Consider the following 6,474-nt stretch of genomic DNA (forward strand, 5'->3'; position numbering starts at 1 on the left):
ATTTGGTGGATAGTATTTTCCAGGTGTATACTCCCCATCAACAATGGTTGAACAAATATACAATGTGTTTCTACCATTATCTTCAGTACCACCTGTAATATAACGACTAGAATTACTACTATTGGGTTTCACCTGAGTCCTTGAAACAGCCGCTAATGCAGGTAATCCTATAGAAACTGCTATTCCAACTGCTAGCAGTGTAGCGTTCCGATTAAATTTTATTAAATTTGTTGCGATATCTTTCAATTGCATATTTGATAAACTCCAAATTTTTAGAAAAATCGTAAAACTAACTTTTTGGAGAGTGGTGAATAATAAATTAATCTTTGAAAAAAATTAACTTATTAAAAACCCAATTTAATATTTTCATGTGTTATTATGCGTTCGTAAAATAAAAATAAAAATTTACATTATTACAAGATTCAGTAAACTAAAAAGTTTTTATAAGCCTTACAATCTGGACATTTCAGCTAAAGCCACCTACCTCGCCAATTCAAGAGCAAGTCATCTCGCCACCTCGCCACTGTCCTACCACTGTTGGAGCGATCGCTGTGGGGATAGATATGCCAGCATCACTGAACCTTGTCCATGATAACTGGATTGAAAATTAGGGATTCACCTTTGGGTAGATTTAGAGAGAATCATCAAAACTATATATTTGGATGGGTTAACACATAATTTGCCACAAAACCTCATGCTAAATCAGTAATTTCCATATCAACAGATGAAATTTTGATTGAATTCTAGTTAATTTGTTCCTTAAGTTTCTCATAAGCCATGACACCCCCTGAGCCTCAAACCAATTTTGGAGACAAACCTCCACAAACCTCATTTGAGCCACCTTCTGGAAAACGGCGGTGGCTTTGGGTTTTAGCTGCACTACTATTGTTAGGGGGCACAGCAACTCTAATTTGGCGTTTGCTCACTCCGCAAAATTTAGCACCTTCAACTGCTAATGCTCAACCTCAAGGGGTAAGAGTCAAAATATCGACAGTACAAAGCGGCATTATTGAGGAAAGTTCAGATTTTATTGCTAGCCTAAAATCCCAGCGCTCAGTCACGCTCCAGCCGAGGATTCAGGGCCAAGTTACCCAGATATTTGTCAAATCAGGAGATCCAGTCGCACTAGGAGCGGCAATTCTCCAAGTAGCTCCTACTTCACTTGCAGGTATCAGTGGAAGCAATGCTGTGCCTCAAGGATTTTTAGTGCAACTGGAAAATGCCCGCGCTACACTCAAATCTCTGGAAGCACAACGACCATCCTACGTTGCGAATGTGCAATTGTACCAGCAGAATTACGAAAAGTTTGTCACCCTAGCTGAGGAAGGAGCCGTGTCTCGACAGACTCGCAATCAGTTTGCTGATCGGCTCGCCAATGCTAAGACTAATCTTGATGCAATTGATTCTAGAATCCAAGCACAACAAGCTAACATCTTGCAGGCTGAAAAAACTTTGCAGCAAACTAATGTAAATATTCCAAAACAACAAGGGAATCTCCAGTCCGACAAAATTACCGCTCCCTTTAGTGGCACAGTTGGCAATATCGCTGTGAAAGTAGGTGATTTAGTTAATACTTCTACACAATTAGTTAATATCGCGCAAAATCGACCTTTAGAAGTCAATATCTCTGTGCCATTACAGCAAGGGTCTCAATTGCGTAAGGGAATGCCAGTGGAGGTTATGAACACACAAGGTCAAAAGCTTGGTAGAAGTAGGGTATTTTTCATTGCACCTACTGCTAATAATGAAACACAAGGAATATTGATCAAAGCACTTTTTGACAACCCTAACGGTCAGTTACGTGCAGATCAATTGGTAAGGGCTAGATTATTCTGGAATCAGCGCCCCGGAATTTTAATTCCCACAACAGCAATGACTCGTGTAAGTGGAGACACTTTTGTTTATGTAGTTGAAACAGAAACATCTCCCCAAGGTGTATCTCAACAAGTAGCTCGGCAAAAGCGAGTGAAGCTAGGCGAAATCAAAGATAATAATTACCAAGTTATTGAAGGATTACAGCCAGAAGATAAAGTTATTATTTCAGGTTTGCTCAATCTCAGGGATGGTGTTGCGATCGCTCCAGAATATTAAAAATGGATGCTAAATTGTAGTATGTTACTGCCAGCATACTACCAAATACCTACCACCAATTTCCATGTTTGTTGATTTCTTTATTAAGCGACCTGTATTTGCAAGTGTTTGCTCCATTATCATTTTGTTGGTAGGAGCCATCAGTATCCCGACACTACCCACAGATCAATATCCAGAGATCAGCCCGACTCAAATTAACGTTACTGCTAACTATGTCGGTGCTAATGCTGAAGTAGTAGAAAATACTGTCACGACTATCTTAGAGCGGCAGATTAATGGCGTTGAAGGCATGAAGTACATGACTTCAAATAGCAGCAACAATGGCAATAGTACGATTACAGTTACATTTGACGCATCGCGCAACAAAGATATTGCAGCAGTCGATGTGCAAAATCGTGTGTCGATCGCCCAACCGCTCTTACCAGAAGTTGTGCAGCAAACTGGAGTCACTGTCACTAAGCAGTCTAACAACATTCTCTTAGCGATCGGACTGTACTCGGGTAATAAAGAATATGACAACGTTTTTTTAAGTAACTATACTGACCTCTACATAGTAGATGCCCTGAAAAGAATTAAAGGGGTGGGTGAGGTGCAGATTTTTGGTGAACGCCGCTATGCGATGCGCTTGTGGCTCAACCCCAGCAGCCTTGCTAGTCGTAACCTCACCCCCCAAGATGTGATCGATGCACTCAATGAGCAAAACTTACAGGTGGGGGCTGGGCAAATTGGGCAGCAGCCAACATTACCAGATCAGATGTATCAAATCGATTTGCAAGCTATTGGCAGACTAAGTGGGGCAACGGAATTTGCCGACATGGTGATCAAGACATCTGAGAATGGCACGCTGGTAAAGTTGAAAGATGTGGGTCGGGCGGAATTGGGAGCAGAAAATTACAGTACTTTTCTGCGATTTAGAGGCAACGAGGGTGTGGGTCTAGGGATATTTCCCAGTCCTGGGAGTAACGCTTTAGACGTTGCTAGGGCAGTTAAAACCGAAATGCTGCGGCTGGAGCAAAGTTTTCCCCCAGGACTGAAATATCAGGTGGCGTTTGATACAACACTTTTTGTGGAAGCGTCGCTAGCAGAAGTAGTTAAGACGTTGATAGAAGCGATCGCTCTTGTCGTTTTAGTAATTTATATCTTCTTGCAGGATTGGCGGACTACGCTGATTCCGGTGATTGTCATTCCCCTAACCTTGATTGGTACTTTTGCCTTTATCAAGGTTTTTGGATTTTCGATCAACACCCTGACCATGTTTGGTTTAACTTTGGCAACGGGATTGGTGGTTGATGACGCAATTATCGTCGTCGAGAATATCTCTCGCTTAATTGAGAATGAGGAGATGTCGCCCCGCCAAGCTGCCTCTGAGTCAATGCGAGAGTTGTTTGGAGCAGTGATTGCAACATCTCTAGTGTTAATGGCTGTATTTGTACCCGTGGCATTCTTCCCAGGAGCTACGGGACAGATATATAAGCAATTTGCGCTGACGATCGCTTTTTCAATGGCGATTTCTACCTTTCTGGCCATTACCCTGACTCCTTCCCTCTCAGCCTTGCTACTGCGTCAGGGGCAAAGACCACGCGGTTGGTTGGGCTGGATTTTTGAGCGGGTTAACAGGTTTATTGATTGGACACGCAGACAGTATGAGGAAATACTCAAGCGCTTGACACGGGTGAAAGCGATCGTAGTGGGGGTATTTATATTGTCCTTGGGGGTGACGGGCTGGCTTTACATCAGCGTACCTACAGCGTTTATCCCTGATGACGACCAAGGTTATTTCATCACCCTTATCCAAGGGCCAGAGGGAGTTTCACTCAACTACACTAGCGAAGTCATGACTAAGGTAGAAAAAGAAATCCTGAAATTGCCAGAAGTCACAGGTACTTTCGCCATCGGTGGCTTTGGTTTTAGCGGTGACTCTGCCAATAGTGGTGCGATCTTTTCCACTCTCCAGCCTTGGGACAAGCGTCACGAACCGGGACAGTCAGCACAGGCAATCATTGGTAAGTTGGGTGGAGTGTTTGGGGCAATTTCCGAAGCAAGAGTTTTCGCGGTGAATCCACCATCTATTCAAGGTTTAGGCAGTTTCGGCGGTTTCCAGTTTGAGCTACAAGATAGAACAGGGAACAGTGGTTTAAATAACTTAGTGCAAGTTATGGGTCAGCTACTCCAACGCGGTAATCAGACACCAGGATTGCAAGCTGTGTTTAGCACTTTTAGCGCAAATACACCGCAGATGTTAATTGAAGTAGACCGTAACAAAGCTAAATCCCTGCAAGTTGGAGTAAACGATATCTTTAATACCCTACAGGCTTACTTGGGTTCGCGGTATGTCAACGACTTTAATTTGCTACAACGAACTTATCGGGTGTATGTTCAAGCGGACGCTCAGTTTCGCTCTAACCCTGCGGATATCGGGAAATTATACGTGCGTTCTGCTAATAATCAGATGATTGCCCTGAGCAATCTTGTGAAAATTACTTCTGCCACCGGGGCGCAAACGATCAATCATTACAACTTGTTCCGCTCCATTGAAATCAACGGTTCCGCCGCTCCTGGTTATAGTTCCGGTGAAGCAACAGTAGCGATGGAGCAACTAGCAAAGAAGGTTTTGCCAGCAAGTATGGGCTATGAATGGTCGGGAATCGTTGCCGAAGAAAAACAGTCTGGCGGTCTAGCGCCCCTGATTTTTGGATTGGGACTTGTCTTTGTCTTTTTAGTGCTGGCTGCTCAGTATGAGAACTATGTTGACCCACTAATTATTATGCTGTCAGTTCCCCTAGCTATTTTGGGGGCGTTATCGGCGCAGACGTTGCGGGGTTTAGCTAACGATGTATTTTGCCAGGTTGGTTTAGTAATGCTGATTGGTCTGGCAAGTAAAAATGCCATTCTGATTGTGGAATTTGCCAACCAACTGCAAGAGCGGGGTCTTTCAATTACCAGAGCAGCAGTGCAAGCATCACAAGAACGCTTACGACCTATCCTGATGACTTCCTTCGCCTTTATCTTGGGTATTTGGCCATTGGTAAATCCCGAAGGAGCAGGAGCAGCTAGCAGAAAATCTCTTGGTACTGCGATCGCTGGCGGTACAATTGTCTCTACTTTCTTGACTCTGTTTTTTGTACCAATTTTATATATCGTGATTGGCAAAATTCGCGATCGCTTGAGTTCACGTCCTCAGCCTCATGAGCTAGATGTTAATCAAGATAGCAAAGTTCCTTCTACCAGCCATCGGTAAGGAGTTAAGAGTTAAGAGAGACGCGATTAATCGCGTCTGTACGTTAGGAGTTAGGAGTTGAAATTTTCTCCTAGCTTTTATTTTCTGTATATATTAATAACTGAAACAAAAACAGGTGAATCTATGGCATCAATAGCCGGGAAAGTTGCAATTCTCACTGGTGCATCGAGGGGAATTGGACGAGCGATGTCTTCGACGGGCTACGCCTACGCACTCAAGTTAGCTGGGAACGGCGCATCTATTGTCGTTAATTATGCGGGTAATGCAGGCAAAGCACAGGAAGTTGTTGCAGAAATTGAAAAGTTGGGAGTAGAGGCGATCGCCCTACAAGCTGATGTTAGCAAAGTACCCGACATCCAACGGTTATTTGAACAAACACTTGAGCGCTTTGGTAAAGTGGATATTTTGGTCAACAACGCCGGAATCGCCTTCTATAAACCAATTACTCAGGTGAGTGAAGAAGATTTCGACGCGATTTTTGCCATCAACGTCAAAGGCACTTTTTTTGCTTGTCAACAAGCCGCGCAACATATATCAGAAGGGGGACGGATTATCAACTTTTCCTCATCAACCACGGCGATGATGCTGCCAACTTATAGTGCTTATGTAGGAACCAAGGGTGCTGTTGAACAAATCACGCGGGTACTAGCTAAAGAATTGGGTGCAAAGGCGATCGCAGTTAATGTTATTTCTCCTGGCCCCACCGATACAGAACTGTTTCGAGAAGGCAAAACACAAGAACAGATAGATCATTTAGCCCAAATGGCTGCTTTTGGCAAACTGGGAGATGTGCAAGAAATCGCTGACGTAGTAGCATTTCTCGCTAGCGACGAAGCTAGGTGGATCACTGGGCAAAATATTCGTGTAAACGGTGGAATCGCGTGAGATGATCAAAGCTTTTCTGATGAATGCGATATTAAACCTCAGATAGTAAAGTGAGCGTTAAAGAATTAACCGATCATGCTAATATGTTTCGGGAAGCTGCACACCGTTTTGGCTTGTTAAAATTTATCGAAAATTACCACGCCGATCGCTACGCTGAAGCCTTAGAAGTATTAAATGGAAGACAAACAGCAACCAGAGTTGCAGGTGATATCATGTCCGGCTAAAGACTTATCATTAAAACCGCAGGGGGCAGGGGGCAG

4 protein-coding genes and 1 pseudogene are annotated in these 6,474 nt (G+C 43.6%); 4 read left to right on the top strand and 1 reads right to left on the bottom strand.

Annotated elements, in window-relative coordinates; genetic code table 11:
• A partial coding sequence (locus ACFE90_RS32060; protein WP_375506360.1) for a hypothetical protein occupies positions 1-252 on the bottom strand: 252 nt, incomplete at its 3' end.
• A gap of 525 nt (positions 253-777) precedes the next feature.
• Here ACFE90_RS32060 and ACFE90_RS32065 point away from each other — a divergent pair.
• From ACFE90_RS32065 to ACFE90_RS32080, 4 genes and pseudogenes are all read left to right on the top strand, one after another.
• Entirely contained in the window at positions 778-2,091 is a 1,314-nt protein-coding gene (locus tag ACFE90_RS32065; protein ID WP_375506361.1) for an efflux RND transporter periplasmic adaptor subunit, read from the top strand.
• 64 nt (positions 2,092-2,155) lie between these two features.
• Positions 2,156-5,329 (top strand): efflux RND transporter permease subunit, encoded by a 3,174-nt coding sequence (locus ACFE90_RS32070; RefSeq protein WP_375506362.1) that lies wholly within the window; start codon positions 2,156-2,158, stop codon positions 5,327-5,329.
• 123 nt (positions 5,330-5,452) lie between these two features.
• Positions 5,453-6,214 (top strand): SDR family oxidoreductase, encoded by a 762-nt coding sequence (locus ACFE90_RS32075; protein ID WP_375506363.1) that lies wholly within the window; start codon positions 5,453-5,455, stop codon positions 6,212-6,214.
• Positions 6,215-6,273: 59 nt separating this feature from the next.
• A pseudogene (locus tag ACFE90_RS32080) lies at positions 6,274-6,423 on the top strand (rubrerythrin); the annotation flags it as partial.
• Between the last annotated feature and the right edge of the window lie 51 nt (positions 6,424-6,474).

Source organism: uncultured Nostoc sp. (assembly GCF_964245445.1).
Lineage (GTDB): Bacteria > Cyanobacteriota > Cyanobacteriia > Cyanobacteriales > Nostocaceae > Nostoc.